Here is a 19,107-nt window from a genome sequence, read left to right as displayed (position 1 = left end):
ATGTTGTTGTCTGATCTCTCTGTTAAACGTCCGGTATTTGCGACGGTTCTAAACATACTTTTATTGGTGTTTGGTATTGTTGCGTTCACGATGCTGCCGCTGCGTGAATACCCTGATATCGATCGCCCTATTGTCTCCATTGATACCGACTACCCTGGCGCCTCTGCTGAAGTTGTGGAAACGCAGGTCACTCAGCTTGTGGAAGACCGCATCAGTGGCATTGAGGGCATTAAAAATATCAGCTCCAGCAGCAGTAATGGCCGCTCGCGTATCAGTATCGAATTTAATTTAACCCGTGATATTGATGCGGCATCGAACGACGTTCGTGAGCGCGTATCGCGTGTGCTCGATAACCTGCCTGAAGAAGCCGACCCGCCTGAAGTGTCAAAAGCCTCCAGCGACGAAAGTACGGTCGTTTGGTACAACCTGCGCAGTGAAAGCATGTCCATTCTTGAGCTGACCGACTACGCTGAACGGTACATTGTGGACAGACTGTCGGTGGCTGACGGGGTAGCGCGAGTGGTAATCGGTGGTGACCGCCGTTATGCCATGCGTGTTTGGCTGGACCGCGATGCAATGGCGGCACGGCGTGTGACGGTGACTGATATTGTTAATCGGTTGCGTGAAGAGAACGTTGAATTACCTGCCGGTGAGGTTGAGTCAACAGACCGGGAGTTTTCGGTTCGAATGGCCCGGGCTTACCTGGCGCCGGAAGACTTTAAAAACCTTGTAATACGCCAGGGCGATGATGGTTACCTTGTTCGTTTAGGGGAGGTTGCCCGGGTAGAACTCGGCGCCGAGGACGATAAAACCGACTTCCGCGGTAATGGCGTGAATATGGTCGGTATTGGCATCATTAAACAGTCCAAGGGCAATACGTTGGAAGTGGTGAATAATGTTCACCGGGAAATGGAGAACATACAGGAAACACTTCCGGAAACCATGTATTTGGCGCCAAGCTACGACTCATCGATATTCATACAGGGGTCAGTGGATGAGGTATACAACACCTTAGCCGTAGCGATGTCGCTGGTTATTGTCGTGATTTACCTGTTTTTGGGGAATGTACGGGCGACCATAGTTCCCGCGTTAACGGTACCTGTCGCCATAATTGCCTCTTACATTGTGCTTTTTGCCTTAGGCTTCTCTATCAACCTTCTGACTTTGCTGGCGCTGGTATTGGCGATAGGCCTTGTGGTTGATGACTCCATTGTCGTGTTAGAGAACATTTACCGACGTATCGAAGAAGGCGAGCCGCCATTGTTGGCCGCTTACCGGGGCGCGCGAGAAGTTGGCTTTGCCGTTATAGCAACCACATTAGTGCTTATTTCCGTTTTTGTACCTTTGGCGTTTCTGGAAGGGAACATTGGTAAGCTCTTTACCGAGTTTGCTTTAGCCATAGCTGCGGCGGTCGCTTTCTCAAGTATTGCAGCACTGACGCTAACCCCAATGTTGAGCTCCAAAGTACTCAGCAAAAAAGAGCGAACCAGTAAGTTTGGTCGGGCTTTTGATGCGACCTTTAACTGGCTGGAAAACGGCTACGGCAACATTCTTGAAAAAAGCGTGAAGCGCCCGCTAATGGCGGTAGTTTTAGTCGTAATGTCAGGTGTTGTTGCTTATGGCTTGTTTAGTTTTATTCCGCAAGAGTTTGCGCCACCGGAAGACCGCGGAACCTTTTATATCCGTGTAAACAGTGCCGAAGGTGCCAGCTTTGAGTCGAGCTCACGACACATGGATGAAATTGAGCAAATACTTCTGCCTTATATTGATGAAGGCAAAATTGATCGCCTAATTGTCCGGGCACCGGGTTGGGGCGGCAGTGCCGGTATCGCCATTGTTGGCGCAGTGCCATTTGATGAACGTGACTGGTCAAGCTTCGACTTAATGGAAGAAATGAGAGAGCAGCTTAATTCGGTTGTTGGCGTGCAGGCTTTTGCCTTCATGCGCAGTGGCATTAGCGGCGGCGGAGGTCGACCGGTACAGTTTGTGTTGCAAGGTAACACGTATGAGCGCCTGGCGGAGTTTCGCGATATCGTTATCGAAGAGGCGTCAACGAACCCAGGGCTGCAAAACCTGGACAGCGACTATAAAGAAACGTTGCCGCAACTCCTAATTGAAGTGGATGAAGCCAGTGCGGCAGACTTAGGTGTGTCGGTTCAGGATATTGGTATTACGCTACAGTCCGTGCTGGGTCAGCGCCGTGTCACCACGTATCTTGATAGAGGTGAAGAGTATGACGTTATGCTCGAAGGTGAGAAAGCAGACTACCGCAGTCCAAGCGCTATCGATAATATCTATGTGCGTTCGCGCAAAAGTGACGAGCTTATTCCTCTTTCAAACTTAGTCAGCGTTACTGAGCAGGCAACTTCAGCGCGACTGAATCGTTATAACCGCATGCGCAGTGTGACCATAGAAGCGAACCTGGCGGACGGTTACTCGCTGGGTGAAGCCTTGAGCTATCTGGAAGGGGTGGTTCAGGAGAAGTTGCCTGAAGACGTTTCTGTTGACTACAAAGGTGAGTCGCAGCTTTATAAAGAAAGTGGCAGCTCTATCGTCTTTGTATTCGGCTTAGCGTTGGTTATTACCTTCCTGGTACTAGCCGCTCAGTTTGAAAGCTTTATACATCCGTTGGTCATCATGCTGGCGGTTCCAATGGCGATTGTGGGTGCTCTCATAGGTCTTTACGTAACGGGCATGAGTATCAACATTTACAGCCAAATTGGTATTGTCATGCTTATTGGTTTGGCTGCCAAAAACGGTATTTTGATTGTTGAATTTGCGAACCAGCTTCGTGACTCCGGTGTCGAGTTTAAAGAGGCGGTGCTGCGGGCTTCGCGTCAGCGTTTGCGCCCTATTGTGATGACTGCATTCACGACTCTCATGAGTGCTATGCCGCTTATTCTTGGCTCAGGGCCGGGCGCTGAAAGCCGTCAGGTTATTGGTACGGTAATATTTGCCGGTGTGGCGGTATCGGCGTTCTTAACCTTGTTCGTCATTCCTGCGCTTTACATTGCACTGGCTCAGAAGACCAGTTCACCTATGGCAATTACGCGCAAGCTGGAGTCAATGCAGGAAGAGTATCCGGACCACCACAGTTAATAGTGCAAGATAGGATCATTGCCGGCAGTCGTTAAGCCGGCAATGACATTTTGTGCAAAGCTTGGATGGTTCGTGAAAATGCCATCAACGCCCATTTCGTGCAGCTCTTCAATATCGTGTCTTTCGTCGACCGTGTAGACATACACCTGAAGTCCCCGTTCATGTCCGTCTTCGACCAGTTCTTTAGTCACAAAGTCCACGGCGAAGTGAGCGGAATAGGCGTTAAGATCCTCCGCAAACTGACAGTAAGTTAACGGACAGCTGGCACTTAAAGCGCCAATAAGGGCGTCGGGGCGACGCTTTTTGAGGCGTTGCAACCAATGATGGTTAAACGATGAAAACAAAAGCTGCTCTTGCGAAAAGCTCGTATTGGTTAGTGCGAAATCCACATCTTTAAGCAATTCGCGAGTCGGAATGTCGCCTTTTAGCTCAATGTTCACATGACAGTGCCCATTAATGTGTTTAAGGGCATCGCGCAGCGTCGGTATGGGTTGTTGTCCAAATATTTTTAGCTGCTTTATTTGCTCGGCAGATAAGTCTTTTAAGCGACCAGGCGTTGCGGTGAGGCGCTCGAGGTAGCGGTCGTGAAAGACGAAGCGCTCGCCGTCAAAGCCGTAAACATCGAGCTCGATGCCATGGACGCCGGAATCCATGGCGCGCGTAAAGGCCGCTAGTGTGTTTTCCGGGGCTTCGTAACTTGCGCCCCGGTGAGCCCATAAAATCAATCGTCACTCTCTTTAGTTTCTGTTTTTATTTTTGCCATGACCTCACCCATGCGAGTTGTAGAGCGAGGCTCAAGGTCATCATCAAACTCTATAGCATCCTTGGCAAACGTCAGCACCACGGTCGAGCCTAATTTGAAGTGACCCATTTCTTCACCTTTCTTAAGGTGTATAGCCGCAGGGCCAGATGCCGGATAAGACCAGCTTTGAATGCGTCCACCAGTTGGCGGTGTCACAGTGCCGGACCAGACTGTACCAATACTGGCAACAATAGTGGCGCCAACCAGAACCATCGACATGGGGCCAACTTCTGTGTCAAAAATAGCCACAACACGCTCATTACGAGCAAATAAATTGGGCACATTGGCCGCTGTGAGCGGGTTCACTGAATAAAGGTCCCCCGGTACGTAAACCATTTTCTTGAGCACGCCATCGCATGGCATATGAATACGGTGATAGTCTTTCGGTGCCAGATAAATGGTCGCGAAATCGCCATTCATAAAGGGTTTGGCATCTTCTTCGCTGCCGCCTAGCAGCTCTTGTAACGAGTAGTCGTGACCTTTGGCCTGGAATATACGCCCGTCTTTAATTTCGCCAAGCTGACTGACTGCACCGTCTACCGGATGTGCCAACTCGTTATCATCCGCCTTTAATGGTCTTAGTTCGGGCTTCAGACGGCGCGTGAAAAAGTCATTAAAGGTTTTATACGCTTGCGGTGACTCTTCAATAGCCTCACTCATATCAATTTTGTATTGACGGATAAACCAACGGATGAATGTCTGTGTGAACCATCCGGCACGTGCCGCTGCAAATTTTCCCATCAAGCGGGAAATAAGGTGCTTCGGCATAACGTGCTGAAAGAATATTTTGGCTTTATCGGTTTTTGCCACAGTTAATTACCTCTAATGACCCTACTGGGTTTCTGTGTTTTCATCGTTTCAATAATGCGATGATAATTAGAAAGGCGCCAGTCGTGCAATTCATTCTTGCTGACAGCCTCTTGTAATGCGCAGCCCGGGTCTTCTGCATGTTTGCAGTCCCGGAATTTGCAGCCGCCTAAATAGTCACGAAAGTCGACATAACACCAGGCAACACGCTCTGGCTCCAGGTGCCACAATGAGAACTCCCGAATACCGGGCGAGTCGATAAGCGCACCGCCCTCGGCTAAGTCGTACCAGGTTGCTACCGTTGTTGTGTGCTGGCCTAGTCCGGAATTATCTGACACTTGTTTGGTTTCGGCGTTCACTTCAGGCAATAGCTGATTGACCAGCGATGACTTCCCGACACCCGATTGTCCGACAACAATAGAGACATGGTCTTTAAGCCGCTGCCTAAGTGTTTGAAGCCCTTCGCCGGTTGTACTGCTGACCTGAAGCACCGTGTAGCCAATATTCTGATAGTCAGCTAAACGTTGCTCAATATGCGCTTTTTCTTCGTCATCGATATTGTCGAGCAAGTCGGCTTTGTTAAGTACAATAATAGGCTCAATACCTATGTCTTCGCACGCCACTAAATAGCGATCGATAATTTGTGCCGAAAAGCTAGGCAATACGCTTGATATGACAAAAATTTGGTCAATATTGGATGCCACAGGTTTCAAGCCGTCGTAATAGTCTGGACGTGAAAGCAGGCTTTGGCGCTCGTGTACTGCGATGACAACGCCCTGCATACCCTGCTGCTCAGTCGTCGCCCGCGCCCATTGAACAATGTCTCCACAAACTAAGCTGTCGACCACACGGCGAATATGACAACGATAGGTGTTGCCTTGCTCATCTCTAATGTCAGCGTGCTGTCCAAAACGGCTAATGACACGCCCTGTTTCAGGCGCATTAAGCTGGCCGTCGTTCCATTCGACGTCATTACCTTTCAGCCGCTTTTTTTGATTCGCCGACACACGGCGTTGCTGACCTTTATTGAGACGTTTGCGTTTTGCCAATCGGGATAACCTGTTGTCGAGCTTTAAATGACGCTATCATACAACAAATTGCATTGAGAGAGCAGGGTAATGGCTGAAGACGATAAGAAACAACGCTTAATTTGGATAGACTTGGAAATGACCGGCTTGGTGCCGGAAGAGCACCACATTATTGAGGTAGCGACCATTGTTACGGACGCTGAACTCAATACAATTGCCGAAGGCCCGGTTATTGCCGTTCATCAACCCAAGAAATACCTCGATCGCATGGACGCCTGGAATGTGAAAACCCATACCGGCTCAGGTCTCGTCGAACGCGTGCAAAAAAGTCAGCATAACGAGCGTACTGCAGCGGCAGCAACCATTGAATTTTTGCAGCAGCATATCGATGCCGGCGTATCGCCTATGTGTGGTAACAGTATCTGCCAGGACCGTCGTTTCTTAGCCCGTCACATGCCGGATCTCGAAGCGTTTTTCCATTACCGAAACCTAGATGTGAGCACGTTAAAAGAACTGGCAAAGCGCTGGCAGCCAGAAGTAGCGGATAGCTTCAAAAAGTCCGGCGCGCACGAGGCCTTGGCAGATATTCGAGAGTCTATCGATGAGCTGAAACATTACAGAGAACATTTTTTCAGCAAATAAGCCAATTGCAGCGCAAAAACTATTGACCTTATCAGTGGTATCAGTAGAATACACGCCGCACTGACGAAGCGGGAATAGCTCAGCTGGTAGAGCACAACCTTGCCAAGGTTGGGGTCGCGAGTTCGAATCTCGTTTCCCGCTCCAACGTCAGACTTTCCAGAATACTGCAAAAGTACCAATATGCGGGAATAGCTCAGCTGGTAGAGCACAACCTTGCCAAGGTTGGGGTCGCGAGTTCGAATCTCGTTTCCCGCTCCAAGTTTCTTATTAAAACTCCCTAATAACTTTGATGAATGGCTTCTATTTTTTCTAAGGCATAGTAACTCCTCTTCCTGATTATACCAAAACAGGTATAATTTGACTTTATACTAAATTTGGTCTATATCTTATTTATCCTTTTATTAGTATAAATTTAGAAATAGCCATGAAAATAAACACACCGCAAGACATCGCCTCGGCTCTGCGCGATGCACGAAAAAGCAAGAAGTGGACGCAAACCGAACTGGCCGACAGGCTCGGTGTTTATCAAAAAGACATTTCTAAGTACGAATTGCAGCCCGATAAAATCAGTGCGGATATGCTTTTAAGGCTTTGCGCTATGCTCGATTTGAAAGTTGATATTGGGCCAATGTATGACATACCTCTTCAATGTCAGGAGGTGGACTTCTAATGGGACGGCGCTCACTGACGGATACATTATATTGCTCAATGAATGGCTTTTTAGTCGGACGCCTTTTTCGGCGTAAAGGTCGGCTAAGCTTTCAATATGAAAAAGAGTGGCTTGGCCTTAAAGGTTCGCGCCCAATTTCCTTGAGTATTCCGTTGCAGTCTTCAGAGATAACAACAGATTCGGTCCACGCTTATTTCGATAATTTGTTACCCGACAGCGATATTGTTCGCAAACATATTGTTGATAGGTTGGGCGCCGATAGCCTGTCTCCCTTTGATCTACTTGCAGCAATTGGTGGCGATTGTATCGGTGCAATCTCGCTGACAGTAGCTCCGCCGGAAAATGCAGGCACTGAAGAGCTTTCCTTAACACCACTAACTGAAAGTGGTGTTGCAGAGCAAATTAAAAGGACCCGAGTAGAAAATACGCTAGGTTTAAATGAGGATGACGACTTTCGAATTTCTTTAGCCGGTGCTCAGGAAAAAACAGCACTCACTTACTGGAATGAAAAATGGTGTATGCCTCACGGTATGACCGCGACAACGCATATCTTTAAGCCGCCTATTATGCATCACCCGCAAATGGCTTTGGATATGAGCAATAGCGTTGAAAACGAGTGGTTTTGCCTACGTTTCCTTCATCATCTCGGCTTTGATGTTGCTGAGGCCGATATTTTAATGTTTAAAGGCCAAAAAGCGCTAGTGGTGAAACGGTTTGACCGGAAGGTAGAAAGCGAGAAGGAGCGTATATTACGACTCCCTCAGGAGGACATGTGCCAAGCGCTAGGTCGTGTTAGTGGCAGTAAATACGAGGAACACGGGGGGCCTAGCTCAAAGGACATTATGGATACGTTGAGTCGCTCGATAATGCCACATGAAGATAGGTTGACGTTCTTCAAAACTCAGGTCGCTTTTTGGTTACTGGCGGCAATTGATGGTCATGCGAAGAATTTCAGTATTCACCTTCAGGCAAACGGCTTTAAGTTGTGTCCCATCTACGATGTGATGAGTGCCTACCCTTATTTTGGGCAGGGTAATATTCAGTCGAAGAAGATTAAAATGGCAATGAAAGTACACAGCAAAAACACACACTATCGCTGGTACAACATTTTAGGGCGTCATTGGTTGAGTCATGGCCGTTATTTACGATTGTCAGCCAGCGCGGTGAAGCAAGTATTGGGCGAACTGTTGGAGCTTACTGAACCGGCACTGAATAAGGCCTTAGAGGACGCGCCAACGGCAGAGGCGTTGTCGGTTGGTGAAACCATCAAGGCTCGCACGTTGAGTCATCTGGCGCGCCTTGATGGTTTAGCTGACTAACTCTCTTTCGAGCTGTCCACAAACATCGCAATAGCACCATCACCAGTAATGTTACAGGCGGTACCGAAGCTGTCCTGTGCCATGTACAAGGCTATCATTAAGGCGACTGCTGTTTCGCCGAAGCCCAGCATTGAACCAAGTAGGCCGACTGCTGACATAACTGCGCCGCCTGGAACGCCCGGTGCAGCTAACATGACAATACCCAGCATTAAAATAAACGGCAGCATGATAAAGAACCCGGGAATGGCGAGGGAATTATGCAGAACCATAACCGCAACAGCACAGCTGACAATGGTAATGGTGGAACCGGCTAAGTGAACGGTGGCGCAAAGTGGCACGGTAAAGTTGGCAACGTCGTTATCGACTTTGTTCTTGCGCACGCTTTGCAGGGTTACTGGAATAGTGGCGGCGCTGGACATAGTACCTAGTGCGGTAAAATACGCCGGCAGCATATTTTTGATTAAAAACAGCGGTGAACGACCTGTTTTTATACCCGCCATAATGTACATAGAGGTGATGTAAACCCAATGCAGGGCGACAGCGAGTATCAGAATAACACCAAAGGTTTTCAGCGTGTTAAACACCGTGCCTGCAACGGCCATTTCCGCAAAAATGCCGGCAATATACAGCGGCAGTAAAGGAATAATGACTTTAACCAGAAGTAGCTCAATAATATCACGGCCTTGATCCGACAGTTTCTTCAGGTTTTCTGCTTTGGTACTGGCAATGCCTAAACCAAAGATAAAGGCCAGAACTAATGCGGACATCACTTCCATTAGCGGTGGAACCGACAGCTCAATAAAAGGTTCGATAGTGGCTTTGGCTTCTGTAGAAACACTCTGAGCGTCGGTTGTCAGCCAGGGAACGACAATGCTGGCAGCGAAAAACGCAACAATACCAGCTGTAACGGTTGAGGCATAAGCAATGCCTAAGGTTTTACCCAGCATTTTCCCGGAGTTGCTTGGTAAGCTCGCAATACCGCTGGTAATAAAGAACAAAATAAGTAATGGGATAGTGAAGAACAGCAGCTGACCGAACAGTGTTTTGAAAGTCAGCAGGGTTTGGCTAACCCATTCTGGCATGTACAACCCAATAAGAATACCGGCGACAATACCCGCCACAAGCTTAAGAACTAATCCCATAATATTCGACTCTTTTTTATGAATGTTTTAAGAATAGAGGTGCGCTTAGAGTAAGCCTTTTAAATGCGCAACAACACTGCGGCCTAACGCGCTGAGATTATACCCGCCTTCGAGCGTAGATACGATACGGCCGTCACAATGTTTGTCGGCAATTTCTTTCAGCTTAACGCTTATCCAGTGGTAGTCTTCTTCTTTCAGGAGAAACTGAGACATGTCGTCTTCTGCGTGACCATCGAAGCCGGCAGAAATAAGCACCAGTTGAGGTTGGAAGTCGTCGAGTGCATGAAACCATTTTTCTGAAACAGCTTGTTGCCATTGTTCGCCTTTGCAGCCAGCCGGCAGTGGCACGTTATGTACATTGCTGGCGCTGCTGTCTTCGCCGGTGAATGGGTAGAAGGCCTGCTGGAATGACGAGCAGAACAAGATACGGTCATCACCCTGAACTATGTCTTCGGTACCGTTGCCGTGGTGTACGTCAAAATCGACAATAGCAACGCGCTCAAGCCCGTGTTTTTCAATAGCGTGGTACGCCGCAACGGCAATGTTGTTGAATAAGCAAAAGCCCATGGCTTTTGAGCGCGTAGCGTGGTGGCCGGGTGGCCGAACGGCACAAAAAGCCTGTTTGTTGAGGGTGGTCATAACATCGTCAACCGCATTAACCGCCGCCCCGGCTGCTTTCAAGGCAGCGGTTAAGCTACCTGGTGTCACTAAGGTGTCCGGATCTATCCATTCATGGTCGTACTCAGGAATTTCCGCTCGAATAAAGTCGATGTGTGCTTGCGAATGCGCCGCTTGAATAGCTTCCCAGGGCGCTTCTGTTGCTTCTTTTCGTATAAGCACGAAGTCGAGCCCGGAGCGAATGAGTTGGTCATTAATAGCTTCAATACGGGCAGGGCACTCGGGGTGCTGCTCGTTGGGTATGTGTTTAAGGCAGTCATCGTGACTGAATACGACTATCGACATAATTTATTCACTGCCTTCTTTAAGGTCGAGTTTTAGCAAAACTTCACCGGGCTCTTCACTGGGCAAGCGCTTAAAGCCGCCCCGTTCAAACACACTCAGCATGGGTTTATTCGCGGCTAATACGTAGGCTTGCATACTGTCCAGGCCGCGCTCCCGGGCTATGCGGATCATTTCATCTAAGAGTTTGCCCGCCATGCCGCGGCCCTGGTATTTCTCGCGGGTCACGAAAGCAACTTCGCAACTATTTTGCGACTCGATGTAGTAGTAACGCCCAACGGCCTGAATTTGAACGGCTGAACCTTTTTGGTGAACAATACAGAGTGCTAGGTCTTTAGATTGATCAACACTGACTAAGTTACAGGACTTTTCACGACTCATGCTAGTGGGCACGGCGTTGTAGCGCAATTGCAGCGTTTCTTTAGTGTGCGAGTAGAAAAATTCCTGCAGGCGACGTTCATCAGATGGGTATAGCGGGCGCAGATCGAAATTTTCGCCGTTGATTTTCAGCTTTTTAAAGCCAATGTCGCCAAGCTCCGGCACATCAACCGGCGTTTGTTGCTGATAATGTGGCACCCAGTAGTGTTTACGAACCTCCTGCAATAAGTGACTACGGAATTTAGGGTGAGCTACCCGAATTAACTCCATAGCTCTCTCGCGGATACTTTTGCCACGCAATGAAGCGACCCCAAACTCTGTGACCACATAGTGAACGTGGCCACGAGTGGTAACTACGCCAGCCCCTTCTCTTATAAAGGGAACTATGCGGGAGACTTTACCGTCGTTGGTGGTTGAGGGAAGAGCGATAACTGGTTTACCGCCTTTACTTAAGGAAGCCCCTCGGCTGAAGTCCACTTGCCCGCCTATACCGCTGTAAAATTGATGTCCAATAGAGTCCGACACGATTTGTCCGGTTAAATCGACTTCAATAGCACTGTTTATCGCCACTAACTTATCGTTACGTGCGACATTAGCGGGTGAGTTGACGTATTCACTCGGATAAAAGCCTACGTGGGGGTTGTGATCGACAAAGTCGTATAGGGCTTTTGACCCCATGCAGAAACTCGTCACAATTTTATTCGGGTGAAAGGTTTTCTTGCGGTTATTAATGACACCTTTCAGCATCAAATGCATGACATCGTCGGTAATCAGTTCGCTATGAATGCCTAAATCTTTATGATTACTGAGGTATCTCAAAGCGGCTGCACAAATATTGCCAATACCAACCTGCAACGTGGCACCGTCCTCGACGAGCAAGGAAATATACTGACCAATACGCTCAATGATTTTGCTATTGTCGTGCTCTGGCGGCGCCAGTTCCGGCAAGGGTGAGGAATGCTCCCAAAAGTAGTTAATTTGATTTTCGTGTAAAAACGACTGTCCGTAAGTGACAGGCATTTGCGGGTTAACCTGAGCTATCACGGTTTTTGCGGATTTAGCTGCAGCCGCTACCACATCAACTGATACACCCATTGAGTGATAGCCATACTTATCGCCCGGAGCAACCATAATCAACGCCGCATCCAGTGGCAAAATCCCATTATTGAACAGGTTGGGTATGTCTGAAATAAAGCTTGGCGTGTAATCAGCCCGGCCTTCGTTGACAGCTTTGCGAATTGTACCGCCACCGATAAAAAAGGTATTTACCTTAAAAAGTTGCTGATATTGCGGCTCTGCCCATTTGTTATCGGACAGCGTCATAAGCTGCACAATTTCAATATCGTGCAGATCTTTTGAGTTCTCTATCAGGTCGTCAATTAAGGCTGTTGGCACCGCAGCATGAGAGCCGATAAAGATGCGCTGCCCCGATTTTAGAACGTTTGACCAATTAATTTTTGTTTCTGCCATAACATCCGTTTTATCGCAGATGTATATTTTGTGCAATGGTTAAAATTCGGGTAAACTCGGCGATTAATTTATAACCGAAACGATGTCGCACCCATGCATAAAAAGAACAATAAATGGACTCAGTTTGGGGCTGCCTTGTCATTATTGCTGCTCCTTAGCTTTGTCGTTAAAGCAAACCAGGCGCCCATTGAGAATATCAACGGAGTGCCGGTTGATATAGCGATGGAAAAGCAGCTCGACAAGTATCTTACTACTAGCGGTGAAGAAGGCGTCGACTCCAAAGCTTTGCTTTTTGGCGTTATCGAAAAAATTTCTAGCGAAACTCCTGCCGCGACTCATGCCAGAGCATTGAGTTATGAAGCTTATTGGCACTATTATGAAGAAAATAAAGAACTTGCCTTTGAAACACTGGATAAATTATTTGCCCTTGCTGACAGTACTGAAATTACCGATGTCAAAGTTGAAGCGCTGGCAACCCAGTTAGAGTTACTGCAGTACGAAGGTAAGTATGGTGAAGCATTCCTACTACTTAGTGACATTGAGATTCACCTTGCCAATGCACGAATGCCCCGGTTGCGTTACTTCGCTCATAACCGTATTTCTCGTGTTTATGCGGATTGGAACCGCTACGATGATGCCTTGCGCCACCTGCTTTCAGCTCAGGAAGCTGTGAATGAAACCAACAACGAAAGAAACCCTATTCGTCAGCAGTACTTGGACTATTCTATCGCTGTTATTCAGTCGGAGCTGAAAAACTGGGAGGGTTCGCTGACCACTATTAATAAAGCGATAGAGAATGCTAAACAACATGAATTAACCTATGATTTACCAGACTTCTACCTTCAGAAATCATACATAGAAGCCAGTATGGGCAGCAGGGAGGCCTCGCTGGACTCATTAAGAAAGGCTTATGATGCCGCGAAAAGTGGTGACCGAATTTATTTGCTGCCGACAATTTTGAACAATTTCGGCGATCATTACATGTATGAACAAGACTGGGAAAAGGCACGCAGCCATTTACTAGAAGCGCTAGAGCTTGCCGAAGAGGTTGAAGATGTTTGGATGGCTCAAACTATACATTTTAATTTAGGGTTTGTTGAGGTGCATCAGGGGAATACTGAGGCAGGCCTGAAAGAAATGATGGATGCCATTCAATTTTACAGGGATGAAGACCTAACAAAAAAAGTGGAAGCGATGTTAGGTGAACTCGCCCAGGCTTACGAATTTGCGGGCTTATATCAGAAACAAGCGGCAACACTAAAAGAGCAGGTTGCGTTGTCAAAGGAGCACTACCAGAGTGATCAGCAAAAAAACCTTGCGAACCTGCAACAACTTTATGAAACTAAAGACAAAGAACAACAAATAGAATTATTAGAACGGCAAAATGAACTAAAAGAACAGTTGCTGGAGATCAACCAACAGCGGAATATGATTTGGTTGTTACTTGGTGTTGTGGCGTTATTTGCTACTGTTTTCGTATTCATAATGTACCGCAAGGCTCAGAAAGCAAACTTGCGATTAAAGGCAGCGAACAGCATGTTGGCCGATCAATCGCTGAAAGACCCTCTGACAGGTTTGTGGAATAGGCGCGCACTGCAAAAGGAAATGGATGAACGCCAAAAGCACGGAGAGCGCCGTGATGCCGCGACTCAATCCGATGGCTTAATCCTGCTTGATCTCGACTTTTTCAAACGTATCAATGATAAGTATGGTCATGCAGCCGGAGACGCGGTGCTAGCTGAGGTCAGTCGACGCCTGCAGATGATCTGTCGAGACAGCGACAAGCTGATACGCTGGGGCGGGGAAGAGTTTCTATTCTTGGTTCGCAATGTCGATGATGAAAACTTAAAAGAGCTGAGTGAGCGCATACTGAATGAGCTGGCTAAAAAGCCTGTTAGGTTTGAAGGTTATGAAATTCCAGTGACAACCACTATTGGTTTTATTCGCCTACCTTTCTCGGGTGTTTCAGAGAAACAAATGGATTGGGAAAAAGTACTTCAGGTTGCTGATATGGCGTTGTATATGGGCAAAGCGCACGGACGTAACCGTGCTTGTGGGGTTACTGAGTTGCATGTGTCGTATGAAGAAGCCCAGGCAATACTGGAAACCGACTTATCTGAGGCATTAAGTAATAAATGGATCTCTATGGAAACCATCGAGGGGCCTGAAGAGCCTCAAGACCCCTCATGAAGCTGTCCCAGTTTGGCCCCGGCGCGCTGGTCGCTGCCGCTTTCATCGGCCCCGGAACTGTTGTTACGGCGTCGTTAGCCGGTGCTAATTATGGCTATGCTTTGTTATGGGCTTTAGTTTTTTCTGTTTTCGCTTGTCTTATCTTGCAAGAAATGTCGGCTCGCATTGGGTTAGTGACTCAAGCTGGGCTGGGCGAGAATATCCGAAATAACCTGACCGCGGGCTGGTTGCGGTGGTTAGCTCTTTTGCTTATTTTCAGTGCAATAGCCATTGGCAACAGCGTTTACCAGGGCGGAAACTTATCTGGTGCGAGTTTAGGAGCTTTTGAACTGCTAGGTCCTGTGCCATTAGTTGATAAATGGCTAAGCAATGCCTGGGCAGTGGTTATTGGTGTTGTGGCCTTTCTGGTACTTTGGTCGGGTAATGCTCGGGTTATCGAGAAGTCGTTAATTGCCATGGTGCTCCTTATGAGTATCGCATTTCTAGGTACGTTCTTTTTGACCGATCCTGACTGGGCTGGTGTATTTAACGGTATTTTCGTGCTCAGCATGCCTTCGGGAGCGACGCTTACTGTGGTTGCGCTCATTGGCACAACGGTTGTGCCTTATAATATCTTTCTTCATGCCTCCAGCATTTCTAAAAAATGGCAGTCAACCAGTGATTTGCCAGCAGTTCGTCGCGACTTATTTGTTTCCATTCCATTAGGCGGCTTAATATCCATGGCAATTGTGGCGACTGCCGCATCGGCGTTTTTTGGTCACCAAATTACAATTTCCAGTGCTGCCGATTTAGCCGTCTCCTTAGAGCCTCTGTTTGGTGATGCCGCAACGTATCTAATGGCAATTGGTCTGTTTGCTGCGGGAATTTCTTCGGCGACAACGGCCCCTTTAGCAAGCGCCTATGCGCTAAATGGTATTATGGGGTGGTCAGTGAATTTGAAGAGCAGGGCCTTTAGGACGGTCTGGTTGAGTATTTTGGTGTTGGGCGTAGCTATTTCCAGCCTTGGCATAGAGCCTGTCACCGTTATTTGGTTTGCGCAGGTCGCTAATGGGATTTTGCTGCCTGTTATTGTGGGCTTTTTATGGTGGTTGAGCTGGGGAAGTTTATTGGGTCAGAATCGCAATTCCTGGTGGCAAAACCTGTTAGCGGCAATGGTGTTTATCATTTCAATTGTACTGAGTGTCAGAAGTTTAGGTTCAGCGTTCGGAGCTTTTTAGCCCTCTAAAATAAGAAAAAGGCAGCGTCCCTGCTGCCTAAAACTGCGAAATGAGTTATTCGCTTGCGGCACCAATAAACTCGAGTTCTACTGGTTCACTTGATGCTTCAATGGTGACATTTTCAGTTAGGAAAAACTCTATGTCATCATCTGCTTCTGGGTCATCCGCATCATTACAAGTTAACGCAGCGGTGTACTCGCCGGTCGCAATGAAACCCATCGTAAAGTCATAGGTATCAACTCCGTCAAAATAAACCGCTGTGCTCGCGTACGGCTCATTCTCTTCGCTACCGCTGTTGTCTGCTAATGTCGAAGCCTCTAAGTCGCTGCCCTCATAAAGGTAAACGTAAGCAACGGGCTGCGACTCATCTTCAGGTGCGACAGTGCAGGCTTCGTTAAACAGCAGAGCCCCTTCCGCGACCGTTCCTTTCAAGTGACCAACAGCTGAGTTATCAACTAAGCGAACGCCGCGAGGCTTGAGAATATAGTGTTCTTGACCAACAGGGTTGGTCATGGCGTGGCGCAAATCAAACTCAACGGTGAAGTTAAGGTTACCGCCTGCATCAGCGATGAACCCATCGAGTTTAAGTTCATTAGACGGCACCTGGACAGGCACTTGCTCAGCTTCTCCATCGCCATTTGTGTCAGTCATAATGTACGAACCATCGGCCATTACCAGTCTGAGCTGTCCATATTGACCGGCTTTAATTTCCGCATTTTCGAGAAACACCATCGACTCGTTACCCGTAAATTCAAGTAAGTCGATGCCTATAGTATTAGGAATCGGGTTACCTTCATCGTCGAGGCAAAGATCATTCTCTTCAGGCGCTTCTAAATCATCGCCAACAGTAAATGTCTGCGTTCCATTACCGTTTCCAGTGAGCTCCACGGCATTAAAGCAGGCAATCACGGACTCCGCGTTATCGACAGGCGCGTCACTCACTCCTAAAGTAAACTGAGCAGTATCCGGTGTGGTCGGGTCATCATCTGAACCTCCACAAGCGGCTAGCGTTACTGTCGCCAAAGCTAACGTAGTGTAAGCAAATAAACGCATGGGCATTCCTCCTTATGAGTTAACTCTTGTTATTTATAGGCATTACCGCACTTATTTAAAACGCGTTTTACAAACATTTTCATTGACAAATTCTCAGTATGGCTCTATATCGTTTTTGTCGTAAATAACGACAGGCTTTTTGTTCGGTTTTAGTCTGTAGGAAGGGCTTATCATGACCATTATTACCCGAGAGTTATTATTGAAGAAACCGTTTAACGATTTCAGAAACTACCCTTATGGCTTCGCTCGTTCGGGCGATTTTTCTATCCGGGAAAGCGATGCATTGACACACTACGGTTGTTTAATTACCGCCATGCTTAATGGAGAGTTTAAACCGACTTCTCAAGAGGATATCGACTTACTGGCTGCTGCAAAAGGCGAGCAAGCGCCTGCTACCCCGGTTGAAAAAGCCTGGGCCAAATATCAGGCGCGTATTCACCGTCCTAAAGTCGCCAGTATGTATGGCAAAGGTAAGTTTGCGGATGACTCATTAGGCTCATCGTCTGACACAGAAGACGACCTGATAGTCGAAGACTAAGAGCGTGAGCTGACGAGTTTTAATCGTCTGGGCGCCTGGCGGTGGCATTGATAGCAATGGCTGCCGCCAAAGCGCTTCGCTTCTTTTTTTGCCTCAGTTGCAAGTAAAGCAACGTCGTGGTGTGAGTCACAAAGTCTAGCGTCTGGGCTGACAATACCAACGGCAATGCTCAATAAAGAGAAGAACGTCGGGTGACCTTCTCGGTTAACCGCTTTAATACCGCCGAGTTCTATGTGTTCCTCTTGATAAAATTGAATAACGTCTCTGTCAAACAGCTCTACAACTTTTTGGCAGCTTTTTTCAACGATTTCACTATTTCCAGCTGAGTGTTCAAATATTACGACGAAATCATCGCCACCAATATGACCGACGAAGTTACTGCATCCTGTAAGGCTTTTTTGCAGTAATTGGGCGACCCATTTTATCACTTGGTCACCTTGCTCGTAGCCGTAAATATCGTTGTAGGGCTTAAAGTGGTTTAAATCGAAGTAGGCGACACTAAACCGACTTTGATTTCTCAGCTTTTCGTTAATAACACGATTGATAGCTACGTTTCCGGGGAGCTGAGTCAACGGGTTAGCGTGCCGAGCATCATTAATTTTTAGCTCTGTTATTTTTCGCAGTAAGCTTTTTATAGAGGCTACGCCATAATATCTGCTATTACGGGTAACAATAATATGTTGATAAACGTCAGCCTCTTCATGTTCGGTTATTAACTGGCTGACGTCTTCCAGCGAAGCTTGCCAATCGACAGCAATAGGCTCTTTTTCCATTATATGAGCAACAAGCTTATTTGCGTTCAGTGCATGCCCATACGATCCGGAAAAACGCTCCAATAATTTTTCTCGCCTGATTACGCCGACTACTTGCTCGTGTCGGGTGACAGGAAGTAACGACAAAGCCGCATTTTTGGTAAAGCGGTTCAGTGCCTCTAGTGCCGGTTCATCATCAGCAATAATTTCCAGTGAATTAACAACGCTGGCGATAGTCTCATTATAACCGGCTTTTACTGGCTTATAGGTGTTTAAGAGTGACGGTTGAACCTTATCCACAGGTAATTTTTCGGGACGACCAAGCAAGTAGCCCTGACAATGTTTAATGCCTAAAGCGTGAAGTTGTTCAAGTTCATCGCTGGTTTCAATACCCTCAGCAATAACCTTAGTTCTTATGTTCTTTGCCAACGACAAGATACTTTGAACAAACTCTCTTTTAACTGATGATTCGTGAATATCCTGAATGAAGTAGCGGTCAATTTTAACGTAATCAGGATGCAGTTCAGACCAAAGCTTTAAGCCAGAATAGCCGGCACCTAAGTCGTCAATGGCAATCATAAAGCCTAACTGACGATAATGAATAATAGCTTCTTTTAGGTTCTCGGTATCTTCTATCGGGTAGCGTTCGGAAATTTCTATAACAATTTGGTGAGGATCGAGCCCCAGTTGTTGTGACAGTCGTAATGTTGAACCATGAGGGTGAGAGTCATCTTTTAAAACGTTGGGGTTTACGTTTAAAAACAGTTTGCCGGTCATATCTCGACGCTGAAATTCTTTTATCGCGGCGTAACGACAGGCAAGCTCAAGTTCTGAGAGTAAATCGCTTTCGTGAGCAACCGCGAACAGTTTGTCGGGAAATTCCAGGACATGGCCTTTAGGCCCCCTAATAAGGGATTCATGACCAATCACACAACCGCGGGTAGTATCAACAACAGGTTGAAAGAGGGGATACAATTGTTGATTATCAATGAGTGAAATGAGTGCCCGGCGGTTATCGCTCGTTGACATAAAGCCTCCTG

Annotated in this window: 15 protein-coding genes and 2 tRNA genes; 9 read left to right on the top strand and 8 right to left on the bottom strand. The window is 47.3% G+C overall.

What is annotated here, in order from left to right; genetic code table 11:
* Positions 1-3,099 (top strand): efflux RND transporter permease subunit, encoded by a 3,099-nt coding sequence (locus tag UM402_RS11300; RefSeq protein WP_058578415.1) that lies wholly within the window; start codon positions 1-3, stop codon positions 3,097-3,099.
* Here the strand turns inward: UM402_RS11300 and UM402_RS11295 are convergent.
* The 3 genes from UM402_RS11295 to rsgA are packed head-to-tail and all read right to left on the bottom strand — an operon-like array spanning position 3,096 to position 5,757.
* Positions 3,096-3,824, bottom strand: coding sequence for a glycerophosphodiester phosphodiesterase (locus UM402_RS11295; RefSeq protein ID WP_058578414.1), 729 nt, complete (start codon positions 3,822-3,824; stop codon positions 3,096-3,098). The two genes, UM402_RS11300 and UM402_RS11295, sit on opposite strands and share 4 nt — an antisense overlap.
* Positions 3,821-4,669 carry an archaetidylserine decarboxylase gene (gene asd, locus UM402_RS11290; protein ID WP_058578611.1) on the bottom strand — a complete coding sequence of 283 codons (849 nt, stop codon included), beginning with the start codon at positions 4,667-4,669 and terminating at the stop codon, positions 3,821-3,823. The genes UM402_RS11295 and asd overlap by 4 nt, the downstream gene beginning before the upstream one ends.
* A gap of 44 nt (positions 4,670-4,713) precedes the next feature.
* Positions 4,714-5,757, bottom strand: a complete 1,044-nt coding sequence (rsgA, locus tag UM402_RS11285) for a small ribosomal subunit biogenesis GTPase RsgA (RefSeq protein ID WP_058578413.1) — start codon at positions 5,755-5,757, stop codon at positions 4,714-4,716.
* Positions 5,758-5,826: 69 nt separating this feature from the next.
* Between rsgA and orn the strand changes: the two genes are divergently transcribed.
* The 5 genes from orn (at position 5,827) to UM402_RS11260 (ending at position 8,367) form a co-directional block, all read left to right on the top strand.
* Positions 5,827-6,378, top strand: a complete 552-nt coding sequence (orn, locus tag UM402_RS11280) for an oligoribonuclease (RefSeq protein WP_058578412.1) — start codon at positions 5,827-5,829, stop codon at positions 6,376-6,378.
* A 68-nt stretch (positions 6,379-6,446) separates the two neighbouring features.
* Positions 6,447-6,522, top strand: a tRNA-Gly gene (locus UM402_RS11275).
* A gap of 38 nt (positions 6,523-6,560) precedes the next feature.
* Positions 6,561-6,636 (top strand) — tRNA-Gly (locus UM402_RS11270).
* Positions 6,637-6,802: 166 nt separating this feature from the next.
* Positions 6,803-7,048, top strand: a complete 246-nt coding sequence (locus UM402_RS11265) for a helix-turn-helix domain-containing protein (RefSeq protein ID WP_054491303.1) — start codon at positions 6,803-6,805, stop codon at positions 7,046-7,048.
* Positions 7,048-8,367, top strand: a complete 1,320-nt coding sequence (locus tag UM402_RS11260; RefSeq protein WP_058578411.1) for a type II toxin-antitoxin system HipA family toxin — start codon at positions 7,048-7,050, stop codon at positions 8,365-8,367. Before UM402_RS11265 ends, UM402_RS11260 begins: the two co-directional genes overlap by 1 nt.
* Here the strand turns inward: UM402_RS11260 and UM402_RS11255 are convergent.
* Genes UM402_RS11255 through UM402_RS11245 form a run of 3 tightly spaced genes read right to left on the bottom strand, consistent with a single transcriptional unit; the run spans position 8,364 to position 12,317 of the window.
* Complete coding sequence (locus UM402_RS11255; protein ID WP_058578410.1) at positions 8,364-9,509, bottom strand: dicarboxylate/amino acid:cation symporter; 1,146 nt, start codon at positions 9,507-9,509, stop codon at positions 8,364-8,366. The two genes, UM402_RS11260 and UM402_RS11255, sit on opposite strands and share 4 nt — an antisense overlap.
* Before the next feature lie 45 nt (positions 9,510-9,554).
* On the bottom strand, positions 9,555-10,472 hold the full coding sequence (locus tag UM402_RS11250; protein WP_058578409.1) for a histone deacetylase family protein: 918 nt from the start codon (positions 10,470-10,472) through the stop codon (positions 9,555-9,557).
* Between the two features lie 3 nt (positions 10,473-10,475).
* The gene (locus UM402_RS11245) at positions 10,476-12,317 is read right to left on the bottom strand and encodes a bifunctional acetyl-CoA hydrolase/transferase family protein/GNAT family N-acetyltransferase (RefSeq protein WP_058578408.1); all 1,842 of its coding nucleotides are present in this window, start codon (positions 12,315-12,317) and stop codon (positions 10,476-10,478) included.
* Positions 12,318-12,410: 93 nt separating this feature from the next.
* Here UM402_RS11245 and UM402_RS11240 point away from each other — a divergent pair, with 93 nt between their 5' ends.
* Together UM402_RS11240 and UM402_RS11235 are read left to right on the top strand one after the other, a co-directional pair.
* Positions 12,411-14,507: a GGDEF domain-containing protein gene (locus UM402_RS11240; RefSeq protein WP_058578407.1), complete on the top strand. Its 2,097-nt coding sequence runs from the start codon at positions 12,411-12,413 to the stop codon at positions 14,505-14,507.
* Positions 14,504-15,724 carry an Nramp family divalent metal transporter gene (locus tag UM402_RS11235; protein ID WP_054491309.1) on the top strand — a complete coding sequence of 407 codons (1,221 nt, stop codon included), beginning with the start codon at positions 14,504-14,506 and terminating at the stop codon, positions 15,722-15,724. Before UM402_RS11240 ends, UM402_RS11235 begins: the two co-directional genes overlap by 4 nt.
* A 54-nt stretch (positions 15,725-15,778) precedes the next feature.
* Here the strand turns inward: UM402_RS11235 and UM402_RS11230 are convergent, their stop codons facing one another.
* Complete coding sequence (locus UM402_RS11230) at positions 15,779-16,777, bottom strand: DUF4382 domain-containing protein (protein WP_058578406.1); 999 nt, start codon at positions 16,775-16,777, stop codon at positions 15,779-15,781.
* Between the two features lie 172 nt (positions 16,778-16,949).
* On the opposite strand from UM402_RS11230, the gene maoP reads away from it, so the two are divergent.
* Complete coding sequence (gene maoP, locus UM402_RS11225; RefSeq protein ID WP_053954321.1) at positions 16,950-17,315, top strand: DUF413 domain-containing protein; 366 nt, start codon at positions 16,950-16,952, stop codon at positions 17,313-17,315.
* Here maoP and UM402_RS11220 read toward each other — a convergent pair.
* The gene (locus tag UM402_RS11220) at positions 17,312-19,096 is read right to left on the bottom strand and encodes a bifunctional diguanylate cyclase/phosphodiesterase (RefSeq protein WP_058578405.1); all 1,785 of its coding nucleotides are present in this window, start codon (positions 19,094-19,096) and stop codon (positions 17,312-17,314) included. The genes maoP and UM402_RS11220 overlap by 4 nt on opposite strands.
* Positions 19,097-19,107 lie beyond the last annotated feature (11 nt).

Source organism: Idiomarina sp. OXR-189 (genome assembly GCF_034373425.1).
GTDB classification, from domain to species: domain Bacteria; phylum Pseudomonadota; class Gammaproteobacteria; order Enterobacterales; family Alteromonadaceae; genus Idiomarina; species Idiomarina zobellii.
Note: the sequence above shows the minus strand (reverse complement) of the source record. Positions and strands in the feature narration are given on the sequence as shown.